Here is a 19,667-nt window from a genome sequence, read left to right as displayed (position 1 = left end):
GGGTGCGGCGCACCGCCGCCGCGCCCCATCGCCATGACCACCTCTCGCTCCAAGCGGCGCCGGCCGCATTTCTCCGGCGGCCGCCCCGTCTGGCTGTTCGACCTCGACAACACCCTCCACCACGCCTCGCACGCCATCTTCCCGGCGATCAACCAGGCGATGACGCAGTACATCATCGATGCGCTGCAAGTCGAGCGCGACGTGGCGAACCGCCTGCGCACCGGCTATACGCAGCGCTATGGCGCGGCGCTCCTCGGGCTCGAGCGGCATCATCCGATCGACCCCCACGACTTCCTGAAAACGGTCCACACGTTCCCCGACCTGCGTTCGATGCTGCGCGCGGAGCGCGGTCTCGGCCGGCTCATCGCAGCGCTGCCGGGGCGCAAGATGGTGCTGACCAACGCGCCCGAGGCGTATGCGCGCGTTGTGCTGCGGGAGCTCGGCATCGAGCGCCTGTTCGAGCGCGTGATCGCGATCGAGCACATGCGCGACCGCCGCGCCTGGCGCGCGAAGCCCGACGCCGCGATGCTGCGCCGCCACATGCGCGACGCCCACGTGCCGCTCGCCGACGCGATCCTCGTCGAGGACACCTGCGGGCACCTGAAGCGCTACAAGCGCCTCGGAATTCGAACGGTGTGGATCGTCGGCCACCTGAGCGCGGCGGGCCCATCGGCCCGTCTGCCCGGCACCGGGCGTCCCCACTATGTCGATCGTCGCATTCGTTCGCTAAAATCGCTTCGACTGGGTACTCGCGCCTCCCGCCGGGCCGCCCCAAGGGAGGCGCCAGCCCCCTCGGCGGGCAGCGAACGATAGTGAGCGTGGGGGCGTTCAACTAGCTTTGCATGGGACCGGGGCGACAAAAATGCAGTCGACTCAAAAGCATGACGCGGGCGTAGACCAGCAAGACCACACGGAAGAGCTCAATTCAGCCGGCGCGCGGGCGCCGCGCCTGAAGCCCGGCGAGCGGCGCGTCCACATCCTCCAGACGCTGGCCGCGATGCTGGAGACCCCAAAAAGCGAAAAGATCACCACAGCGGCACTGGCCGCGCGCCTCGGCGTGTCGGAAGCCGCGCTCTACCGGCATTTCGCGAGCAAAGCGCAGATGTTCGAGGCGCTGATCGAGTTCATCGAGGAGACCTTTTTTGGCCTCGTCAACCAGATCACGGAGAAGGAGCCGAACGGCGTACTCCAGGCCCGCGCGATCGGTTTGATGCTGCTCAATTTTTCCGCGAAAAATCCCGGCATGACGCGGGTACTGACGGGCGAAGCGCTCGTCGGCGAGCACGAACGGCTCGCCGAGCGTGTCGCGCAGATGCTCGAGCGCATCGAGGCATCGCTCAAGCAGTGCCTGCGGCTCGGTCTGATGGAGTTCAACCAGAAATCCGCGGACGCGCCGGTGCCGCTGCCCGCCGATTACGATCCCGCCGTGCGCGCGAGCCTCATCATCAGCTATGTGCTCGGCCGCTGGCACCGCTACACGAAGAGCGGCTTTGCGCGCATGCCCGGCGAGCACGCCGACGCGCAACTGCGGCTGATCCTGCAATAGTCCGCGTCAGTACGCTCCGGAGCGGTCAGCCGATCGGCCGCCCCGCGGTCTCGCGGATGAACGGCAGCGCCAACAGCGACACGAGCCCGCAGCCGATCAGGTACCACGCCGGCGCGAGCGGATTGCCCGACAGCTCGATCAGCCACGTGGCAAAAAACTGCGCGAAGCCGCCGAATATCGACACGCCCAGGCAATAGACGATCGACATCCCAGTTGCCCGGATCTCGCGTGGAAACAGCTCGGGCAGCATCACGATGTTCGGCACCGCGGTGAACGCCACGAGCACGGCCAGCACGGCGACGACCGCGAGCAGCACAGGAACCGTCGGATACGCATTGATCAGCATGAAGCCTGGATAGATCACGAGCACCAGCAGCACGCGCGACACCCAGAGCACCGGCTTGCGGCCGATCCGGTCCGACAGCATGCCCGCGAACGGCGAGCAGATCACCGTCATCAAGGCCGCCGTCCACGACGCCCACAGCGCCAGCGACATCGGCATGTTCAGCATGCGGATCGCGTAGGTCGACAGATAGAACAGCACGATGTAGTTCGCCGCAGTGCCGCCGATCGTCGTCACCACGCCCGCCGCGATCGAGCCCGCATGGTGGCGGAAGATCGTGCGCGCGGGATGCACGACCAGAGCCGGTTCCGCGGCACGCTTGGCATCCTGCTTCAGCTGCGCATGACGCTCGTCCGTCTCGACACCCGGCAGGGTCTCGTCGAGATGCCGCCGGATATAGGTGCCGATCGGCCCCATCGCCATCCCGATCACGAACGGAATGCGCCAGCCCCAGCTTTCGAGCGACGGCGTCGATAGGCTCGACGCCAGCACCACGCCGAGCAGCGATCCGCACACGGTGTTGAGGCCCTGGCTCACGAACTGCCAGCTGCCGTAGAAGCCGCGCGTGCGGTCGCTGCCGTACTCGAGCAAAAGCGAGGTCGACGCGCCCACTTCGCCGCCGATCGCAAAGCCCTGGATCAGCCGCGCGAGGATGACGAGCGCGGGCGCGGCGAGGCCGATCGCCGCATAGGTCGGCGCGAACGCGATGATCGCCGAGCCGAGCGTCATGAGCCACAGCGTGAGGCTCATCGCGGCCTTGCGGCCGGCGCGGTCCGCATAGGCGCCGAGCACCACGCCGCCGATCGGCCGCATGATGAAGCCCACACCGAAGGTGCCGGCCGCGAGCATCAGTTGCGCGAGCGAGCCCTCCACCGGAAAGTACAGCTTGCCGATGATGGTCGCGAAGAAGCTGTAGATCGTGAAGTCGAAAAACTCGAGGCCGTTGCCGATCGTGATCGCGGCGATCGCCTTCGGCTGCGAGATGCGCTTGGCCGGCGCGGAAGGTGGCGCGGCGCTGGCGCTCTGCGGGCCGGTCGCCTGGGCGGTGGAGGAATCCATATCTGTCTCCGGGATATCGTGGGAGCAGCGGTCAGCCAGCTTTCGCGAGGAAGGCCTCGGTGAGCTTGACCCAATAGGCGGCGCCCGTCGCGAGACAGTCGTCGTTGAAGTCGTAACCGGGGTTGTGGACCATGCAGCCGCCCTCCCCGTCGCCGTTGCCGATGATCAGGTAGCTGCCCGCGCAGCGTTCGAGCAGGAAGGCGAAGTCCTCGCTGCCGGTCAGCGGCTCCATATCGGCGATGAGCCCGTTCTCGCCGACCCAGTCGAGCGCGACCTGGCGCGCGAAGGCGGTCATGCCGGCGTCGTTGACGAGCACCGGGTAGCGGCGCTGGTAATCGATCTCGGCGCGCGCGCCGTATACGGCGGCCTGCGCGTGGATCACTTCGGTGATGCGCTGTTCGAGCAGGTCGCGGACCTCGGGCCGCAACGCGCGCACCGACAGGCGCATTTCCGCGCTCTCCGGAATCACGTTCGGCGCCTCGCCCGCGTGAATCGCGCCGACCGTGACGATCGCCATGTCGAGCGGCGCGACGTTGCGCGAGACGATCGTCTGCAGCGCGAGCACGATCTGCGCGCACACGACGATCGGGTCGACCGCCTTGTGCGGCACCGCGCCGTGGCCGCCGCGCCCGATCACCCTGGCGATCACCGTGTCGGACGACGCCATGAACGAGCCCGGCAGAAAGCCGAACTTGGCCGTAGGATGGCCGGGCATGTTGTGCATCGCGAACACGGCATCACAGGGGAAGCGTTCGAACAGGCCGTCTTCGATCATCTTCTTCGCGCCGGCGAGCCCTTCCTCGGCCGGCTGGAAAATCAGGTTCAGCGTGCCGTCGAACGACTTCTCGCGCGCGAGGTGCTTGGCGGCCGCGAGCAGCATCGCCGTGTGGCCGTCGTGGCCGCATGCGTGCATCTTGCCGGGGATCGCGCTCGCGTACGGCAGGCCGGTCTGCTCGTGGATCGGCAGCGCGTCCATGTCGGCGCGCAAGCCGAGGCGCTTCGCGCCGCTGCCCACCTTCAGTTGCCCCACGACGCCGGTCTTGCCGAGCCCGCGATGGACCGTGTAGCCCCATTGCTCAAGCCGCTCGGCGATGAGGTCGCCGGTTGCGGCTTCCTCGTAGGCCAGCTCCGGGTGGGCGTGGATCCGGCGCCGCAAGGCGATCATTTCCTCTTCGAGATCGGCGATGCCGGCCGGGATTGCCATCGTGTTCATGCTGCTGTCTCCGTCGATGCGATATGTCGCCGCAGCATAGCCAGCGATATTTCCCCCGCACAGGGCGTAAAATCGTCGCGACAGCAACCGTTGGTTGCCACTTGGCATGCCAGGCGCCAACGGGAACGCCCGATGAAACTCCACCAGCTCACCACGCTCGCGGCCATCGCCGATACCGGCAGCATCCGCGCCGCCGCGCGCTCGCTCGGCGTCTCGCCGGCCGCGGCGACCAAGGCCGTGCGCGAGCTCGAAGCCGACCTGCGCGCGCCGCTCGTGATCCGCGGCACGAGCGGCATCACCTTCACCGAGTACGGCCGCGCGCTCGTCGTCCATGCGCGGCTCGTGCTCGGCCAGCTCGCGCGCGCCGAGGCCGAGCTCGACGCGATGCGCGGCAAGAGCGCCGGCAAGCTGTCGATCGGCGTCACGCCGTGGGTCGCGCTGACGTTCCTGCCGGGCGCCGTGCAGCGCTTCCGCCAGCGGATGCCGGAGGTCCAGCTCGAGTTCTTCGAGGGGCTGCTCGCCGTCGTCCAGCCGCGCCTGCGCGACGGCAGCCTCGATTTCTCGATCGGCCGGCCGCCGCCCGCGTCGCCGCAGTCGGAGTTCCAGGCCGTGCCGCTTTTTTCGACGCATTCGGCCGTGGTCGCGCGGCGCGGCCATCCGCTCGCCGAATGCCGCTCTCTCTTCGAGCTCGAGGACGCCGAATGGGTGCTGAACTGGGATCCGGCGAGCCGCGAGCCGATCTCGGAGAACGTGTTTCGCCGCCGCGGCATGCGCGTGCCGCAGACGATCCATCTCGCGCATTCGTTTGCGATCGTGCTCGGGCTGCTCGCACACACCGACATGTTGAGCATCTTCCCGTGGCCGCTCGTCGAGGTGGGCGTCGGCACGGAGAGCCTGCGCGCGCTGCCGCTGCGCGAGACGGTCGACGAGACGATCGTGAGCGTCGTCTCGCGGCGCGGCGCGCCGCCGAGCCCCGCCGGGGCGTGCTTCCTCGAATGCCTGCGTGAAGCGATCGACGAAGGCGCGCGCTCGGACGATCCGGAGCAGCGGCGGCTGTTCCATTCGATCGAGCTGCTGCTGTGAGCGAAGGCGGCCCGCCCCGCGTGAGGCATCGGCGCAAGCATCCGCGACGCGATCGAGGCCGCGCAAGGAATCCGTCGCCGTAATGCGGACTACGCTTGCCGCGTCCTCGCCGCGGATATTTTTCCGCTATACTTTGCCACCTGTCGTTACAGCCGCTGCGCATAGATGCAGCGGAATTCACAGCGCGCCGATTTGCTGACTCGATTGCGGGCGCGCGAACCTTCGCAGCAGAATCAATGCGCGGAGGTTCACTATAAATGCGGCTAAAGAGGTCGTCAGCCGCGCACTCCCTCCCTTCGCGCATCGCCGACACCATTTAGCCGCCCTGTCAGAAGGCGGAATGAATGGAATCGATCGGTATCGTCGCTCCACAAAAAATGCGGTTCACCGAGCCGCTCGCCATGCAGAACGGCAGCTCGCTTGCGAGCTACGAGCTGATGGTCGAAACCTACGGCACGCTCAACGCCGCGCGCTCGAACGCCGTGCTGGTCTGCCATGCGCTGAACGCGTCGCATCACGTCGCGGGCGTCTACGCGGACGAGCCCAAGAACGTCGGCTGGTGGGACAACATGGTCGGCCCCGGCAAGCCGCTCGATACGAACCGCTTCTTCGTGATCGGCGTGAACAACCTCGGCTCCTGCTTCGGCTCGACCGGGCCGATGAGCATCAATCCCGAGACGGGCAAGCCGTACGGCGCGAGCTTCCCTGTGGTGACGGTGGAGGACTGGGTGCGCGCGCAGGCGCGCGTCGCCGACGCCTTCAACATCGAGCGCTTCGCGGCCGTCATGGGCGGGAGCCTCGGCGGCATGCAGGCGCTCGCCTGGAGCCTGATGTATCCGGAGCGCCTCGGCCACTGCATCGTGGTCGCGTCGACGCCCAAGCTCTCGGCGCAAAACATCGCGTTCAATGAAGTGGCGCGCTCGGCGATCCTCTCCGACCCCGACTTCCACGGCGGCGACTACTACGCGCACGGCGTGAAGCCGAAGCGCGGCTTGCGCGTCGCACGGATGATCGGCCACATCACGTATCTCTCGGACGACGACATGGCCGCCAAGTTCGGCCGCGCGCTGCGCCGCGCGGAAGGCGCGCTCGACGAATACAACTTCAATTTCGACGTCGAGTTCGAAGTGGAGTCGTACCTGCGCTATCAGGGCGACAAGTTCGCCGACTACTTCGACGCCAACACCTACCTGCTCATCACGCGCGCACTCGACTACTTCGACCCGGCCAAGACGTTCGACGGCGACCTGACCGCCGCGCTCGCCCATACCACGGCCAAGTACCTGATCGCGAGCTTCTCGACCGACTGGCGCTTCGCGCCCGCGCGCTCGCGCGAGATCGTGAAGGCGCTGCTCGACCACAAGCGGCAGGTGACCTACGCGGAGATCGACGCGCCGCACGGCCACGACGCCTTCCTGCTCGACGACGCGCGCTATCACAACCTGATGCGCGCCTATTACGAACGCATTGCCGAGGAGGTGGGCGCATGAATCAGCAAGCCATCGACAATCTGACCGCGCGCGCTGATTTCCGCGCCATCGCCCGCTGGGTCGAGCCGCGCTCGACGGTGCTCGATCTCGGCTGCGGCGACGGGACGCTGCTGCGGCTGCTCACCGAAGAGCTCGAAGTCTCGGGCTACGGCATCGAGATCAACGACGCCGGTGTGCTCGCCAGCGCGAAGAACGGCGTGAACGTGATCCAGCAGAACCTCGAAGACGGCCTGCGTCTCTTCGAAGACGGCAGCTTCGACTTCGCGATCCTGTCGCAGACGCTGCAGACGATCCACCAGACCGCCGCGATCCTGCGCGAGACGGTGCGCGTCGGCAAAGAGTGCATCGTCTCGTTCCCGAACTTCGGCTACTGGCCTCACCGGCTGTCGGTGATACAGGGACGCATGCCGGTGTCGAAATCGCTGCCTTATCAGTGGCACAACACGCCGAACGTGCGCGTGCTGACGATCAAGGATTTCGAGGCGCTTGCGCCGGAAGTCGGCATCGAGATCCTCGACCGCGCCGTACTGCACGGCGGCCAGACCGTGCGGTGGGGCGTCAACTGGCGTGGTAGTCTTGCGGTCTATCGCGTGAAAAAAGGGTAGCCCCATCAAACGAGACATGCCCAATCAGGCACAGGAGCAGGACCAGAAGCCGCCACAGGAGCATGGCAAGCATCGCGAGCACCACGAGCCGCCCGCGCTCAGCGCCCACGAGGCGCATCCGGGCTGGCGGGCCTTCCTGAACCGGCACATGCTGATTTGCGTCTTTCTCGGCTTCACGTCGGGATTGCCGCTCTTCACGCTCGTCTATCTGGTGCAGGCGTGGCTGCGCTCCGAAGGGGTCAATCTCAAGGAGATCGGCCTCTTCGCGCTGATCCAGTTCCCGTACACCTGGAAGTTCGTCTGGGCGCCGCTGATGGACCGCTACGTCCCGCGCCTGCCCGGCTGGCGCCCGGGGCGGCGGCGCGGCTGGATGCTCGTCACGCAACTGCTCGTCGCGGGCGCGATCGCCTCGCTAGGCTTCGTCTCGCCCCGCAGCGATATCTGGACGGTGGCTGCGCTCACCGCGCTCGTCGCCTTCTTCGGCGCAAGCCAGGACATCGTGATCGACGCCTACCGGCGCGAGCTCCTGCGCGACACCGAGCAGGGCCTCGGCAACGCGGTCCACGTGAACGCGTACAAGATCGCCGCGCTGATTCCCGGCTCGCTCGCGCTGATCCTCTCCGATCACATGCCGTGGGACGTCGTGTTCGCCGTGACCGCGGCGTTCATGCTGCCGGGCATGGCGATGACGCTCCTCGTGCGCGAGCCCGAGATCCATGGCGCGCCGCCGAAGAACCTGCGCGAGGCGATCGCGTTGCCGTTCGCCGAGTTCGTCTCGCGCGACGGCTGGCGCGCCGCGCTTCTCGTGCTCGGCTTCATCTTCCTCTACAAGCTCGGCGACACCATGGCGACCACGCTGTCGACCTCGTTCTTCCTCGACATCGGCTTCGACAAGACGCAGATCGGCGTGATCGCGAAGACCACCGCGTTCTGGGCGAGCATCGCGGGCGGCATCATCGGCGGCGTGTGGCTCGTGAAGATCGGCATCGCGCGCGGGCTGTGGATTTTCGGGGTCGTGCAGATCGTCTCGACACTCGGTTTCGCGTGGCTCGCGAAGATCGGCCCGTCGCCGGCGGCGCTCGCGCTGATCTACGGCTTCGAGACGTTCTCGACCGGGCTCACGCTTGCCGCGTTCACGGCCTATATCGCGAGCACGACCGATCCACGCTACACGGCCACCCAGTTCGCGCTCTTCACGAGCCTTGCCTCGGTGCCGCGCACGCTCGCGTCGGCGTCGAGCGGCTTCATCGTCGCGAAGATCGGCTGGTTCGACTACTTCATCGTGTGCGCCGTGCTCGCGTTGCCGGGCATGCTGCTGCTGCCGATGATCGCGCCGTGGAGGGCCCGGGCGTGAAGGCTCTCGCATCGTCGGTGCTGCTATGCGCCGGCGCGCTGCTTTTGTGCGCGATGCCTGTCGCGGTCGTGGCGCAGACGGCGGCGAGCGGGTCCGCAAGCCCGTTGAATACGCCGCCCGCCGTGCCCGTTCCGATGCTGCCCGCGCCCGCCGGCCCTCCGGCGAAAGCACCCGCGGCGGCCCCCGGCTTGTCGTCGAGCGCTTCTGCCGCACTGCCGGCCGCCGTCCAGACGTATCAAACGAACCGCAATCTGCAAGTCCGGTTCGGCAACGCGACCACCTTCCGCAACCTGATTCCGTCGCCGGCGCTCGAAGAGCAGGCCGCCGACGAATACGCCGACATCCTGCACGGCGCCGCGCAAACCGGCCGCCTCCTGCCGGACTCGGACGCCCGCGTCAAACTCGCGCGCGACATCGCCGCCAAGGTGATGCCGTATGCGCTGAAGTGGAACGACCGCGTGAAGAACTGGAAGTGGGAAGTCAACGTGGTCCGCTCGTCCGAGATCCGCATGTACTGCCTGCCGGGCGGCAAGATCGTCGTCTATAGCGGGCTCTTCGATCGCGTGCATCTGAACGACGACGAGCTCGGCGTGCTGTTCGGCCACGAAATCGCCCACGCGCTGCGCGAGCACGCGCGCGAGCGGCTCGGCGAGCAGCAGTCGGCGCAGATCGGCACGGGCTCGATCCCGCAGCTCTTCGGCCTCGCCGACCTCGGCGCGACGCCGCTCGGCATCGGCTCGCAGCTGCTGGCGATGCGCTACACGCCGACCGACGAGACCGAGGCCGACGTGATCGGCAGCGACATCGCCGCGCGCGCCGGGTTCGACCCGCGCGCGGCGGTCACGCTCTGGGACAAACTCGCCGCCGCGACGCACAGCAACAAGGAGCAGGGCTTCATCTACGTGCACCCATACAGCGCGACGCGGCGGCACGACATCGTCAAGCGCCTGCCCGACATGCTCTCGCTGTATGCGAAGGCGCGGGGCGTGCCGGTCGATTCGCTGCCCGATTACGCGGGCATCAGCGCGGTCCGCAAGGGCACGGCGTCGCGCTAGCGGGGCGCGTGCTCACCCAACCTAAAAAAAGCAGGCGGCCGGAATATCGGAATCGTCTGATGGAGATCTCGAAACCGGGTCGACACAGTGGGGCTCCACCACTGACGGACGAGGTTTCAACATGGCTAGATTGCTACGCAACGACGGAACCACTATTGGAGGACAAATCACGCTGGTCGCGGGTAACCGGCTCCCGTTCAAAGTCTCCGGATTGGGGCCGAACGGCAGGCATCTCATCCTGACGAGCGACCACCACTCAGTGCGGATCTTTCCGATCAGGGCCGACCATCGGAACGTCGAGCAGCGTCTCATGCTGGAAGCGCACGGATGCGGTGTTTCGTGCAGCCAGATTGCCCACGTCGAAGCCTACGTCAGCGATGAGCGCGGCCAGCCGCTTCGCCGTGATTTCGACACCGACCGGCTCGCCGTGCAGATACTCCCGAAACTCGAACTGCCGCCCGCCGTCACCGAAACGGGGATGTTGGCGCGGATGTTGATTTCGGAAAATGCGGGACCGGAAAGTCCGGATTTCGTTAGCCTGAACGAGGCGCGAGTAGCGATGCAATGGATGGTCGTTGTGTTGAGAAATCGTCTCAAACTCGGTGCTCAACATTTTGCTTCGGGCCGACACGCGACCACCTTGGAATCGCTTATCAAGGCACCCAATCAAGTTGACGGATTTGAGAATTACCCAAGCATACGGCCTAAACAACAGCAATTAATAGACAAAGTAGCTGCGAATGCAAATGAAGGAACTCACAGACTTAATAAGCAGTATCGGGACTACCCGGAAACGGCATTAGCGGTGGCGCGTGGCGAGCTCACAAGTGCGGATCCCTGCCCAACTGGCCTCTATGCGTGGCGTACTAGTGAGGCAAAGTCACCTGGCGACAATTTCGTCCAATTCGCGACAAAAGGTGGGCAGGACTTTTATACGTTGACGAACGATTTCATATCGAAAGCGCAATCTCGGACGGAGGTGCGGCAATGAAGCAGAAACGCACCCCGAGTCTCGTTATGGCATGTGTTTCAGCTGCGCTCATCTGCGCGACGAGTTTTGCTGCTGACGATCTTCCGGAAGGCTTCAACCGAAAACCAACCTCGAGATTCGTCGTATCCGACAATCCATACTACAAAGACCCGCAGATTGCCCTGAAGAACGGGGTTGCTGCCTACCAAAAAAATCATCAAACCAATCGTTTCTGCGTCGTCGGCTACCAATGGCAGACTGGAAGCATGAATGTCTGGGTGCTCTGGAAAGAAGAAGAGGAGCTTCTTCTTTGGGATGGCGCATTGGACCCCGACAGTCGAGCAAAAAGTTTGATCGGCGTTCGCCGCGACCTGAAACTCGGCAGAGACACGGTCAAAACCGAGAACGACATCAACGGCAGCACCTACCTCGTGACGGAACAATGGTGGCACGCCGTCGCCGACGACTGCTTGAAGCACGGCGAGAAGTACGTCATCGGGCCCTTCAAGGCCAAGGCCGCCAAACCAACTGCCGATCAATCCGCCAACCCATGAAAGCCTGAGCGAAGATCCACCACGACGGGGGCAAAGCCCCCGCTTCGTCAGCTCTTGACCTTGTGGTCGTAGTCGACCGTCAGCGGCGCATGGTCGCTGAACTTGATGTCGCGGAAGATCGACGTGCCCTTCGCCTTGCCCGCGATGCCCGGCGTCGCGATCTGGTAATCGATCCGCCACCCGACGTTCTTCGCATACGCCTGTCCGCGATTGCTCCACCACGTGTACTGCTCGGGCCGCTGATCGAGCGTGCGGAACACGTCGACGTAGCCGACTTCGTCGAAGAGCTGGCTCAGCCAGGCGCGCTCTTCGGGCAGGCAGCCCGAGTTCTTCTGGTTGCTCTTCCAGTTCTTGATGTCGATTTCCTTGTGGACGATGTTGACGTCGCCGCACAGGATCACTTCGCGCTTCTTGCTCAGCTCCGCGAGGTGGGGCATGAACTCGTCCATGAAGCGGAATTTCGCCTGCTGGCGGTCGTCGCCGCTCGAACCGGACGGCACATACACCGACACCACCGACAGCTTCCCGAAGCGCGCTTCCACATAGCGCCCCTCGGGGTCGAACTCCTCGCTGCCGTAGCCGATGACGACGTCGTCGGGCTCATGGCGCGTGTAGACGCCCGCGCCGCTGTAGCCCTTTTTCTCGGCATGCTGGAAGTAGCCGGTAAAGCCGTGCGGCGCGAGGAATTCGGGCGTCATGTCGTCCTGCGAGCACTTGAGCTCCTGGACGCAGAGCACGTCGGCGTTCTGCTCGCCGAACCACTCGAAAAAGCCCTTCTTCGCAGCGGAGCGGATGCCGTTCAGGTTGGCGGTGATCACACGCAGCATAGTTTCCTGGTCCTGGTTCTTGTCGATGGATGGAGTGGGTTCGCTAGCGGTCGCTCGGCTCACTCGACCTTGATGCCCTTGAGCGCTTCCTTCGCGGGCGGGTATTCGAGCTTCATGTCCTCCAGTACGCGCAGCAGCAGCTCGGCCACCATCAGGTTGCGGTGCGACTTCGAGTCCGCCGGAATCACGTACCACGGCGCGTATTCGGTCGACGTCGCCGCCAGCGCGTCGCGGTAGGCCTCCTGATACGGCTCCCAGAGCTTGCGCGCTTCGATGTCGGAGATGTCGAACTTCCAGTGCTTGGTCGGATCGTCGATGCGGGCCTGCAGGCGGCTCTTCTGCTCGTCCTTCGAGATGTGCAGGAAGCACTTGATGATCGTCGCGCCCGCATCCGCGAGCAGCTCTTCGAATTGCCGGATGTGCCCGTAGCGGCGCTCGGTCTCGGCGGCGTCGATCTGGCCGAGCACGCGCGGCACCAGCACGTCCTCGTAGTGGCTGCGGTTGAAGACCGTCAGCTCGCCCGCGGCCGGCGCCTTCGCGTGCACGCGCCAGAGGAAGTCGTGCGCGGTCTCGATCGGCGTCGGTGCCTTGAACGGCACGATGCGCAAGCCGAGCGGATCGACTTCGTGGAACACGGCGCGCACGGTGCCGTCCTTGCCGCTCGTATCCATGCCTTGCAGCACCAGCAGCACGCGCTGGCGGCGCTGCGCGTGCAGGCGCTCCTGCAGCTCGTCGAGCCGATTGCCGAGCTCCGACAGGCGCGCGCGGTCGGCATCCTTCGATCCCATCGAAAACGGCTTCGACGCGGTGTCGAAATCGGTCAGCGAAAACTTCCCGGCTTTCTTGCCATTGCTCTTGCCGTTGCCGACGTAGGGGACGCGAAAGTCGTCCAGGCTCGGTTGCTTCGGCATGCGCGCTCCAATGTATGTGGCGGCCACGCCCGCGATGGGCCGGCACGCCATTTCAAACAAAACGGGCCGTCGCCTCGTATTCCGTCCGGCAACAGCCCGTGGTTCCATCATGCGGACTCGCACCGCGCAAGCCCGCAGTTCCGGCAAGGGACGCTCAGGATAGCTTCTTCTTCAAAAGCTCGTTGACCTGCTGCGGATTGCCCTTGCCCTTGGTCGCCTTCATCGCCTGGCCGACCAGCGCGTTGAACGCCTTTTCCTTGCCCGCGCGAAACTCCTCGACCGACTTCTGGTTCGCCGCGAGCACCTCGTCGATGATCGCTTCGAGCGCGCCGGTGTCCGAGATCTGCTTCCAGCCCTTCGCTTCGATGATGCGGTCGGCGGCGTCAACGTCCGTGGCCTTCTCTTCCCAGATCGCGAGGAACACATCCTTGGCGATCTTGTTCGAGATCGTGCCGTCGGCGATCCGCTGCAGCACCAGCGCGAGCTGGGCGGCGGAGACCGGGCACTCGGCGATCTCGAGCCCGTCGCGATTCAACTGCGACGACACTTCGCCCATCAGCCAGTTCGCCGCGGTCTTCGATTGCGCCGTTCCGGCCTTGGCGACCACCGCCTCGAAGTACGCAGCCATCGCCTTGCTCGACGTGAGCACGCCGGCGTCGTACGGCGTCAGGCCGTATTGCTCGACGAAGCGCTTCTGCATGCCGGCCGGCAGCTCGGGCATCTCGCCCTTCACGCGCTCGATCCACGCCGCGTCGATCACGAGCGGCATCAGGTCCGGATCGGGGAAGTAGCGGTAGTCGTGCGCGTCTTCCTTGCTGCGCATCGAGCGCGTTTCCCGCTTGTCCGGATCGTAGAGGCGCGTTTCCTGCACGACGGTGCCGCCGTCCTCGATCAGCTCGATCTGGCGGCGCACTTCGTACTGGATCGCCTCTTCGAGGAAGCGGAACGAGTTGAGGTTCTTGATCTCGGCGCGCGTGCCGAACTCCTTCTGCCCGACCGGACGCACCGAAACGTTCGCATCGCAGCGGAACGAGCCTTCCTGCATGTTGCCGTCGCAGATGCCGAGCCAGACGACGAGCGCATGGAGGGCCTTCGCGTACGCCACGGCCTCGGCGGCGCTGCGCATCTCCGGCTCGGTGACGATCTCGAGCAGCGGCGTGCCGGCGCGGTTCAGGTCGATGCCGGTCATGCCCGCGAAGTCTTCGTGCAGCGACTTGCCGGCGTCTTCCTCGAGGTGCGCGCGCGTGAGGTTGATGGTCTTCTCGTACGCGGCGGCGCCCGTCTTGTCGTTGGCGGGCACCTGGATCGTGACCTGGCCGCCCTGCACGACGGGGATCTCGTACTGGCTGATCTGATAGCCCTTCGGCAGATCAGGGTAGAAGTAATTCTTGCGCGCGAAGATGCTGCGCGGCGCGACCGTCGCGCCGATCGCGAGGCCGAAGCGGATCGCGCGCTCGACAGCGCCCTTGTTCATCACCGGCAGCACGCCCGGCAACGCGAGATCGACGGGGCACGCCTGCGTGTTCGGATCGGCGCCGAACTGCGTCGACGCGCCCGAGAAAATCTTCGAGGCCGTCGAGAGCTGCGAGTGCGTCTCCAGGCCGATAACGACTTCCCACTCCATATTCAGACTCCTGCCGGGGATTGCTTGTGCCAGTCGGTCGCGCGCTGGAACGCATCGGCGATCTGCAGCATCCGGGCTTCGTTGAAATAGTTGCCGACGATCTGCAAGCCGACCGGGCGCTTGGCGTTCGCGCCCGCGCCGAAGCCGCAGGGCACGCTCATGCCGGGCAGGCCGGCGAGGCTGATCGACAGCGTGTAGACGTCGGCGAGGTACATCTGCACCGGGTCGTCGCCCTTCGCGCCGATGTCCCAGGCGACGGTCGGCGCGACCGGACCCATGATGACGTCGCACGTCTTGAACGCTTCCTCAAAGTCCTGCGCGATGATGCGGCGGATCTTCTGCGCCTGCAGGTAGTACGCGTCGTAGTAGCCGTGCGACAGCACATAGGTGCCGACCAGGATCCGGCGCTTCACCTCGGGGCCGAAGCCCTCCGCGCGCGACTTCTTGTACATGTCTAGCAGATCGCGGTACTCGGCGGCGCGATGGCCGTAGCGCACGCCGTCGAAGCGCGACAGGTTCGACGACGCCTCAGCCGGCGCGATCACGTAGTAGACGGGAATCGACAGTTCCGTCTTCGGCAGCGACACCGGCACGAGCGTCGCGCCGAGCGCTTCGTATTGCTTGAGCGCGGCATCGACGGCGGCGCGCACATCGCCGGCGAGACCATCGCCGAAGTACTCCTTCGGCAAGCCGATGCGCAGGCCCGCGAGCGGTTTGTCCGCCGCGCCGCCGGTCGACCAGGTCTGGCCGAGGAAGCGCGTGTAGTCTTCGTCGTCGCGCTTCAAGCTCGTCGAGTCACGCTCGTCGAAGCCCGTCATCGCGTTGAGCAGCGCCGCGCAATCGGCGGCGGTCTGCGCCATCGGGCCGCCCTGGTCCAGCGACGACGCGAACGCGATCATCCCGTAGCGCGACACGCGGCCGTAGGTCGGCTTGATGCCGGTCACGCCCGAGAACGACGCCGGCTGGCGGATCGAGCCGCCGGTATCGGTGGCCGTGGCGGCGGGTGCGAGGCGCGCGGCCACGGCCGCCGCCGAGCCGCCCGACGAGCCGCCGGGCACCGCGGCCGTATCCCACGGGTTCTTCACCGATCCGTAGGCCGAATTCTCGTTCGACGAGCCCATCGCGAACTCGTCCATGTTGGTCTTGCCGAGCGTCACCATGCCGGCGCGCATAAAGCGCTCGACGACGGTCGCATCGAACGGGCTCACGTAGCCCTCGAGCATCTTCGAGCCGGCCGTGGAGCGCCAGCCGCGCGTGACGAAAACGTCCTTGTGCGCGATCGGCAGGCCCAGCAGCGGACCGCTCTCGCCGCGCGCGACGCGTTCGTCGGCGGCCTTCGCCTGCGCGAGCGTCAGCTCGGGATCGACCTGGATGAACGCATTGAGCGCGCTCGCGGCCTCGATTCGCTTCAGATAGTGCTGCGCCAGCTCGACGGCGGAACATTCCTTCGTCGCGACGAGCGCGCGCAGCTCGGTCAAACTCTTTGCATGCATTGGATGGGCGTTCCTAAGAAAACGCCGGGCCGCCCCAAGTCTTCTTACCCCCTTGGGGGGGCCTGGCGCGTAGCGACAGGTTTGGGGGCGCTCCGAACGGTTATTCGATCACTTTCGGCACGAGATACAGGCCGTCCTGCACCGCGGGCGCGGGACGCTGGTACGCATCGCGATCGACGGCCTCGGTGACGGCGTCGTCGCGCAGGCGCAGCGCGACGTCCTCGATGTGTTCGATGGGGTGGGCGAGCGGCGCGATGCCGGCCGTATCGACGGCCTGCATCTGCTCGACGAGCCCGAAGAAATCGTTGAGCTGGGTAAGCGTGTGCTCGGCGTCGGCGTCGGCCAATTCGAGGCGCGCCAGGTGCGCGATGCGCTTAACATCGGTCAGGGTCAAAGCCATGCTGTCACCGGAAAAGACGTGGAACTTAGCGCAGCGCGGAAAAACGATGCTGCGACAAGGAGTTAGGAAACGTCGCGGCGGCGAGATCGAGCCCTTAAAACGCAGGCCCGGTAAGGCAAAAAGTGCCGTCCGTATCCTTCAAATACGACAAAATTATAAGGTATCATTACGCGTTCGACCCAAACCCGGGCCGACTTACCTAGGCCTTTCGGCGTGTTTTCTACGGTTTTACTGAACGCTGCGCTGAGGATTCCACCTTGGTTTTTCGCACTCCCCGGTAGATTTCATTGCAGCTTCGTGCTCGTGTGGCGGCCGCTCACGCCCGAACTCGAAGCTGTTATTTTTTCCGCTGCCGCGCGGCGCCCATGAAGCGAAGCCGGCCCCCAGCGAGACAGGATTTTCATGTTCGGCTTTTTGCGCAGCTACTTCTCCAACGATCTGGCGATTGACCTCGGCACTGCCAACACGCTCATTTACATGCGCGGCAAGGGCGTCGTTCTCGACGAACCGTCAGTCGTCTCCATCCGCCAGGAAGGCGGTCCCAACGGCAAGAAAACCATTCAGGCAGTCGGCAAGGAAGCCAAGCAGATGCTCGGCAAGGTGCCCGGCAACATCGAGGCAATCCGCCCGATGAAAGACGGCGTGATCGCCGACTTCACCGTCACCGAGCAGATGATCAAGCAGTTCATCAAGATGGCGCACGAGTCGCGGATGTTCTCGCCCTCGCCGCGCATCATCATCTGCGTGCCGTGCGGCTCCACCCAGGTCGAGCGCCGCGCGATCAAGGAAGCCGCGCACGGCGCGGGCGCCTCGCAGGTCTACTTGATCGAGGAGCCGATGGCCGCCGCGATCGGCGCGGGCCTGCCGGTCTCGGAAGCCACGGGCTCGATGGTCGTCGACATCGGCGGCGGCACCACCGAAGTCGGTGTGATCTCGCTCGGCGGCATCGTCTACAAGGGTTCGGTGCGCGTCGGCGGCGACAAGTTCGACGAAGCGATCGTCAACTACATCCGCCGCAACTACGGCATGCTGATCGGCGAACAAACCGCCGAATCGATCAAGAAGGAAATCGGCTCCGCATTCCCGGGCTCCGAAGTCAAGGAAATCGAAGTCAAGGGCCGCAACCTCTCGGAAGGCATTCCGCGCAGCTTCACCATCTCCAGCAACGAAATCCTCGAAGCGCTGACCGATCCGCTGAACCAGATCGTCTCGTCGGTGAAGATCGCGCTCGAGCAGACGCCGCCGGAACTCGGCGCCGACATCGCCGAGCGCGGCATGATGCTGACGGGCGGCGGCGCGCTGCTGCGCGACCTCGACCGCCTGCTCGCCGAGGAAACCGGCCTGCCGGTGCTGGTCGCCGAAGACCCGCTGACCTGCGTCGTGCGTGGCTCGGGCATGGCGCTCGAGCGCATGGACAAGCTCGGCAGCATCTTCTCGTACGAGTGAAACCCGTGTCAGCAGACAGCGCGGCGCTCTCGGTCCCACCGGCGAGCCGCCGCGCTTGAGCGCGCCGTAGCTTCACTCACACGATCACGCCTTCGGCGCCGACCATGGAATACAGTCCGCCGCCTCTGTTCAAGCAAGGCCCGTCCGCGCTCGCGCGGCTGGTCTTCTTCGTCGTGCTCGCGCTCGCCTTGCTGATCTCCGATGCACGCTTCAGGACGCTCGAAATCGTGCGCGGCGTGCTCGGCGCAGGTCTCTATCCGCTGCAGCGCGCGGCCCTCGTGCCACGCGACGTCTTCATGGGCGCCGCCGATCTCGCCGTCACGAGCGCGACCTTGCGCACCGAAAACCAGAAGCTCACCGCCCGCAACCTCCAGCTCTCGACGCAGGCGAATCAAACCGCCACGCTCGAGGCGGAGAACGCGCATCTGCGTGCGCTTCTCGACCTGACGCAGCAGATGACGACGAAGTCCACGCCTGCCGAGATCCAATACGACACGGCCGATCCGTTCACGCAGAAGGTCGTGATCGGCGTCGGCTCGCATCAGGACGTCCAGAACGGCTCGCCTGTCGTCAACGAGAACGGCGTCGTCGGCCAGGTCACGCGCGTGTTCCCGATGCAGTCCGAAGTGACGCTCTTGACCGACAAGGATCAGGCCGTGCCCGTGCAGGTTGTCCGCACCGGGCTGCGCAGCGTGATCTACGGCACGCCCAAGGGTGACGCGCTCGAAATGCGCTTCGTGCCGATCAGCGCCGACGTGCTCGCGGGCGACGAGCTCGTGACGAGCGGCCTCGACGGCGTCTATCCGCCAGGGCTGCCGGTCGCGAAGGTGGCGCGCGTCGACAAGCTCGCCGATACGGCGTTCGCGCGCGTCGTCTGTCAGCCGGTCGCAACCGTGCGTGGCGCGAAGCAGTTCCTCGTGCTGCACTACATCAGCAATGTGCCGCCGCGTCCGGAAGAGCCCGAGTCGGCCTCAACGGCCGCGGGGAAAGACGCGAAGAACAAGAAAGCGGTGAAGGCCGCGGACAAGGATAAAGCCGCCGGCAAGACCGCTCCCGATGCGAAGGCCGGCGAGAACGCCGCAGACAAGACCGCAAAAACGCCAACCGCCGCAAAGAGCACCGAGAAGAACGCGAAAGCGCCCGCCGCCGATCACGCCGCCGCATCGGGAGCGAAGCGATGAACCGCCCGCAATACATCCTGCTGCCGGTCAATCCGTACTTCATCGCGTTCAGTCTCGCCGCCGCGTTCCTGCTGAATCTGATGCCCTGGGGGCGCCTCGTCGCCGTGCCCGATTTCGTCGCGCTCGTGCTCCTGTTCTGGAACGTGCACCAGCCGCGCAAGGTCGGCATGGGCCTCGCGTTCCTGCTCGGCATCCTGATGGACGTGCACAACGCGAGCCTGCTCGGCGAGCACGCCCTCGCCTATACGCTGCTCTCGTTCGGCGCAATCACGATCCACCGGCGCGTGCTCTGGATGACGCTCGGCGTGCAGATGTTCGCCGTCGCGCCGCTTTTGGTCGGCGCGCAGCTCGTGCCGTTCATGATCCGCCTCTTGATGGGCGCCGCGTTTCCCGGCTGGGGCTATCTGATCGACGGCTTCGTCGAAGCCGCGCTCTGGCCGGTTGCGAGCATGCTGCTCCTGATGCCTCAGCGCCGCCCGGAAGACCCGGACGACACCCGGCCGATCTGAGCCC

The 19,667-nt window shown here is 65.6% G+C and carries 19 protein-coding genes; 12 read left to right on the top strand and 7 right to left on the bottom strand.

What is annotated here, in order from left to right; translation table 11 throughout:
* Positions 1-33: 33 nt before the first annotated feature.
* Both FAZ69_RS24430 and slmA read left to right on the top strand, forming a co-directional pair.
* Complete coding sequence (locus tag FAZ69_RS24430) at positions 34-813, top strand: pyrimidine 5'-nucleotidase (protein WP_136897665.1); 780 nt, start codon at positions 34-36, stop codon at positions 811-813.
* Positions 814-862: 49 nt separating this feature from the next.
* Positions 863-1,546, top strand: a complete 684-nt coding sequence (gene slmA, locus FAZ69_RS24425) for a nucleoid occlusion factor SlmA (protein ID WP_136897664.1) — start codon at positions 863-865, stop codon at positions 1,544-1,546.
* Positions 1,547-1,571: 25 nt separating this feature from the next.
* Here the strand turns inward: slmA and FAZ69_RS24420 are convergent, their stop codons facing one another.
* Together FAZ69_RS24420 and FAZ69_RS24415 are read right to left on the bottom strand one after the other, a co-directional pair.
* Complete coding sequence (locus FAZ69_RS24420; RefSeq protein WP_136897663.1) at positions 1,572-2,948, bottom strand: MFS transporter; 1,377 nt, start codon at positions 2,946-2,948, stop codon at positions 1,572-1,574.
* A 31-nt stretch (positions 2,949-2,979) separates the two neighbouring features.
* The gene (locus tag FAZ69_RS24415) at positions 2,980-4,161 is read right to left on the bottom strand and encodes a M20 aminoacylase family protein (protein ID WP_136897662.1); all 1,182 of its coding nucleotides are present in this window, start codon (positions 4,159-4,161) and stop codon (positions 2,980-2,982) included.
* A gap of 132 nt (positions 4,162-4,293) precedes the next feature.
* Between FAZ69_RS24415 and FAZ69_RS24410 the strand changes: the two genes are divergently transcribed.
* The 7 genes from FAZ69_RS24410 to FAZ69_RS24380 all read left to right on the top strand — a co-directional run bounded on the left by FAZ69_RS24410 (position 4,294) and on the right by FAZ69_RS24380 (position 11,272).
* Positions 4,294-5,244, top strand: coding sequence for a LysR family transcriptional regulator (locus FAZ69_RS24410; protein ID WP_136897661.1), 951 nt, complete (start codon positions 4,294-4,296; stop codon positions 5,242-5,244).
* Positions 5,245-5,588: 344 nt separating this feature from the next.
* Positions 5,589-6,734, top strand: a complete 1,146-nt coding sequence (gene metX, locus FAZ69_RS24405) for a homoserine O-succinyltransferase MetX (protein ID WP_136897660.1) — start codon at positions 5,589-5,591, stop codon at positions 6,732-6,734.
* Positions 6,731-7,339 carry a methionine biosynthesis protein MetW gene (gene metW, locus FAZ69_RS24400; protein WP_136897659.1) on the top strand — a complete coding sequence of 203 codons (609 nt, stop codon included), beginning with the start codon at positions 6,731-6,733 and terminating at the stop codon, positions 7,337-7,339. The genes metX and metW overlap by 4 nt, the downstream gene beginning before the upstream one ends.
* A 16-nt stretch (positions 7,340-7,355) precedes the next feature.
* Positions 7,356-8,693: an AmpG family muropeptide MFS transporter gene (locus FAZ69_RS24395; protein ID WP_136897658.1), complete on the top strand. Its 1,338-nt coding sequence runs from the start codon at positions 7,356-7,358 to the stop codon at positions 8,691-8,693.
* Entirely contained in the window at positions 8,675-9,748 is a 1,074-nt protein-coding gene (locus FAZ69_RS24390; protein WP_439654794.1) for a M48 family metallopeptidase, read from the top strand. Before FAZ69_RS24395 ends, FAZ69_RS24390 begins: the two co-directional genes overlap by 19 nt.
* A 121-nt stretch (positions 9,749-9,869) precedes the next feature.
* On the top strand, positions 9,870-10,739 hold the full coding sequence (locus FAZ69_RS24385; protein ID WP_136897657.1) for a hypothetical protein: 870 nt from the start codon (positions 9,870-9,872) through the stop codon (positions 10,737-10,739).
* Positions 10,736-11,272 carry a hypothetical protein gene (locus tag FAZ69_RS24380; protein ID WP_240702447.1) on the top strand — a complete coding sequence of 179 codons (537 nt, stop codon included), beginning with the start codon at positions 10,736-10,738 and terminating at the stop codon, positions 11,270-11,272. Before FAZ69_RS24385 ends, FAZ69_RS24380 begins: the two co-directional genes overlap by 4 nt.
* Before the next feature lie 47 nt (positions 11,273-11,319).
* On the opposite strand, the gene FAZ69_RS24375 is transcribed toward FAZ69_RS24380, so the two are convergent.
* The 5 genes from FAZ69_RS24375 to gatC all read right to left on the bottom strand — a co-directional run bounded on the left by FAZ69_RS24375 (position 11,320) and on the right by gatC (position 16,527).
* The gene (locus tag FAZ69_RS24375) at positions 11,320-12,099 is read right to left on the bottom strand and encodes an exodeoxyribonuclease III (protein WP_136897656.1); all 780 of its coding nucleotides are present in this window, start codon (positions 12,097-12,099) and stop codon (positions 11,320-11,322) included.
* Between the two features lie 59 nt (positions 12,100-12,158).
* Positions 12,159-13,010 carry a polyphosphate kinase 2 family protein gene (locus FAZ69_RS24370; protein WP_136897655.1) on the bottom strand — a complete coding sequence of 284 codons (852 nt, stop codon included), beginning with the start codon at positions 13,008-13,010 and terminating at the stop codon, positions 12,159-12,161.
* A 154-nt stretch (positions 13,011-13,164) separates the two neighbouring features.
* On the bottom strand, positions 13,165-14,634 hold the full coding sequence (gatB, locus tag FAZ69_RS24365; RefSeq protein WP_136897654.1) for an Asp-tRNA(Asn)/Glu-tRNA(Gln) amidotransferase subunit GatB: 1,470 nt from the start codon (positions 14,632-14,634) through the stop codon (positions 13,165-13,167).
* Between the two features lie 2 nt (positions 14,635-14,636).
* The gene (gene gatA / locus FAZ69_RS24360) at positions 14,637-16,127 is read right to left on the bottom strand and encodes an Asp-tRNA(Asn)/Glu-tRNA(Gln) amidotransferase subunit GatA (protein ID WP_136897653.1); all 1,491 of its coding nucleotides are present in this window, start codon (positions 16,125-16,127) and stop codon (positions 14,637-14,639) included.
* Between the two features lie 100 nt (positions 16,128-16,227).
* Complete coding sequence (gene gatC / locus FAZ69_RS24355; RefSeq protein WP_136897652.1) at positions 16,228-16,527, bottom strand: Asp-tRNA(Asn)/Glu-tRNA(Gln) amidotransferase subunit GatC; 300 nt, start codon at positions 16,525-16,527, stop codon at positions 16,228-16,230.
* Positions 16,528-16,929: 402 nt separating this feature from the next.
* Between gatC and FAZ69_RS24350 the strand changes: the two genes are divergently transcribed.
* From FAZ69_RS24350 to mreD, 3 genes are all read left to right on the top strand, one after another.
* On the top strand, positions 16,930-17,973 hold the full coding sequence (locus tag FAZ69_RS24350; protein WP_136897651.1) for a rod shape-determining protein: 1,044 nt from the start codon (positions 16,930-16,932) through the stop codon (positions 17,971-17,973).
* A gap of 104 nt (positions 17,974-18,077) precedes the next feature.
* Entirely contained in the window at positions 18,078-19,154 is a 1,077-nt protein-coding gene (gene mreC / locus FAZ69_RS24345; RefSeq protein ID WP_136897650.1) for a rod shape-determining protein MreC, read from the top strand.
* Positions 19,151-19,663, top strand: coding sequence for a rod shape-determining protein MreD (mreD, locus tag FAZ69_RS24340; protein WP_136897649.1), 513 nt, complete (start codon positions 19,151-19,153; stop codon positions 19,661-19,663). Before mreC ends, mreD begins: the two co-directional genes overlap by 4 nt.
* Positions 19,664-19,667 lie beyond the last annotated feature (4 nt).

Source organism: Trinickia terrae (assembly GCF_005144415.1).
Lineage (GTDB): Bacteria > Pseudomonadota > Gammaproteobacteria > Burkholderiales > Burkholderiaceae > Trinickia_A > Trinickia_A terrae.
Note: the sequence above shows the minus strand (reverse complement) of the source record. Positions and strands in the feature narration are given on the sequence as shown.

Bases quoted from the DNA above. Each gene is read 5' to 3' on its own strand.
- FAZ69_RS24430 (WP_136897665.1), top strand. From the start codon at position 34: ATGACCACCTCTCGCTCCAAGCGGCGCCGGCCGCATTTCTCCGGCGGC.
- slmA (WP_136897664.1), top strand. From the start codon at position 863: ATGCAGTCGACTCAAAAGCATGACGCGGGCGTAGACCAGCAAGACCAC.
- FAZ69_RS24420 (WP_136897663.1), bottom strand. From the start codon at position 2,948: ATGGATTCCTCCACCGCCCAGGCGACCGGCCCGCAGAGCGCCAGCGCC.
- FAZ69_RS24415 (WP_136897662.1), bottom strand. From the start codon at position 4,161: ATGAACACGATGGCAATCCCGGCCGGCATCGCCGATCTCGAAGAGGAA.
- FAZ69_RS24410 (WP_136897661.1), top strand. From the start codon at position 4,294: ATGAAACTCCACCAGCTCACCACGCTCGCGGCCATCGCCGATACCGGC.
- metX (WP_136897660.1), top strand. From the start codon at position 5,589: ATGGAATCGATCGGTATCGTCGCTCCACAAAAAATGCGGTTCACCGAG.
- metW (WP_136897659.1), top strand. From the start codon at position 6,731: ATGAATCAGCAAGCCATCGACAATCTGACCGCGCGCGCTGATTTCCGC.
- FAZ69_RS24395 (WP_136897658.1), top strand. From the start codon at position 7,356: ATGCCCAATCAGGCACAGGAGCAGGACCAGAAGCCGCCACAGGAGCAT.
- FAZ69_RS24385 (WP_136897657.1), top strand. From the start codon at position 9,870: ATGGCTAGATTGCTACGCAACGACGGAACCACTATTGGAGGACAAATC.
- FAZ69_RS24380 (WP_240702447.1), top strand. From the start codon at position 10,736: ATGAAGCAGAAACGCACCCCGAGTCTCGTTATGGCATGTGTTTCAGCT.
- FAZ69_RS24375 (WP_136897656.1), bottom strand. From the start codon at position 12,099: ATGCTGCGTGTGATCACCGCCAACCTGAACGGCATCCGCTCCGCTGCG.
- FAZ69_RS24370 (WP_136897655.1), bottom strand. From the start codon at position 13,010: ATGCCGAAGCAACCGAGCCTGGACGACTTTCGCGTCCCCTACGTCGGC.
- gatB (WP_136897654.1), bottom strand. From the start codon at position 14,634: ATGGAGTGGGAAGTCGTTATCGGCCTGGAGACGCACTCGCAGCTCTCG.
- gatA (WP_136897653.1), bottom strand. From the start codon at position 16,127: ATGCATGCAAAGAGTTTGACCGAGCTGCGCGCGCTCGTCGCGACGAAG.
- gatC (WP_136897652.1), bottom strand. From the start codon at position 16,527: ATGGCTTTGACCCTGACCGATGTTAAGCGCATCGCGCACCTGGCGCGC.
- FAZ69_RS24350 (WP_136897651.1), top strand. From the start codon at position 16,930: ATGTTCGGCTTTTTGCGCAGCTACTTCTCCAACGATCTGGCGATTGAC.
- mreC (WP_136897650.1), top strand. From the start codon at position 18,078: ATGGAATACAGTCCGCCGCCTCTGTTCAAGCAAGGCCCGTCCGCGCTC.
- mreD (WP_136897649.1), top strand. From the start codon at position 19,151: ATGAACCGCCCGCAATACATCCTGCTGCCGGTCAATCCGTACTTCATC.